Source organism: Gemmiger formicilis (assembly GCF_016901605.1).
Lineage (GTDB): Bacteria > Bacillota > Clostridia > Oscillospirales > Ruminococcaceae > Gemmiger > Gemmiger formicilis_B.
The window spans coordinates 1-1009 of the sequence record NZ_JACJKP010000334.1 but is presented as its reverse complement, the minus strand read 5'-3'; the positions used below and the strand labels follow the sequence as shown (position 1 = coordinate 1009).

The following is a 1009-nucleotide window of genomic DNA, read 5'->3' as shown; positions in this document are numbered from 1 at the left end:
TTTGGGCCCGGAAAATCTGGATTTTCTGAAAATGTACCCGGTTTTTCGTATACATTTTTGGGCACAAAACGCCTCTTGCAAGCCTTATTTTTACCAAGAAAGGAAGCGTATTGTTATGGCAGAAAACCAGGTCCAAAACCCACAGACTGAAAAAGTAATTGCTCTTTCAGCCAGTCTGCTGGAACCCTTTCAGGGGCATCCCTTCCGGGTGGCCAGCGGCGAGGAGATGGAACAGCTCAAGGAAAGCGTCCGGGAGTACGGTGTACTCTCACCGCTGCTGGTTCGTCCCCGTGGGGATGGCCGCTACGAGATCGTCAGCGGCCACCGCCGCAAGGCCGCCTGCGAGGCCCTGGGCATCACCGAACTGCCGGTGCTGGTCCGGGATATGACCGATGACGAGGCGGTGATCCTGATGGTGGACAGCAACATCCAGCGGGAGCATATCCTGCCCAGCGAGAAGGCGTTTGCCTATAAGATGAAGATGGAAGCCATAAAACATCAGGGCAAAAGGCCCGAGCAGACTTCGGCCCAACTTGGGCCGAGGTTGAGCAGTGAAATAGTAGGACAAGCGGCTGGTGATAGCCGGAATCAAGTAAAGCGATATATCCGTCTGACCTATCTGATCCCCTCCATCCTTCAGATGGTGGACGATTACCAGATCGCCTTCAATCCGGCGGTGGAGATCTCCTACCTGACCGAGGAACACCAGCAGATGCTCAAGGAAGAGATGGACGCCTGTCAGGCCACTCCGTCCCTCACCCAGTCCCGTACCCTCAAACAGATGAGCCAGACGGGAACCCTGACCCGTGAATACCTGCATCACCTGCTCACCGAGGAAAAGCCCAACCAACGGCAGAAGTTCTTCCTCAATCAGGAGGACGTACAGCGGTATTTCCCCAAGCACTACACCCCGCAGCAGATGCAGCAGGTCATCATCCATCTGCTCCACACCTGGCAGCACAAACGCGGCTACAACAAGGACACACCGGAACGCTGAAGGAGGCACACC

Annotated in this window: 1 protein-coding gene; it reads left to right on the top strand. The window is 55.5% G+C overall.

What is annotated here, in order from left to right; translation table 11 throughout:
* Window positions 1-115 precede the first annotated feature (115 nt).
* Window positions 116-997: a ParB/RepB/Spo0J family partition protein gene (locus H6B10_RS14675; protein ID WP_204652272.1), complete on the top strand. Its 882-nt coding sequence runs from the start codon at window positions 116-118 to the stop codon at window positions 995-997.
* Window positions 998-1009: the final 12 nt, after the last annotated feature.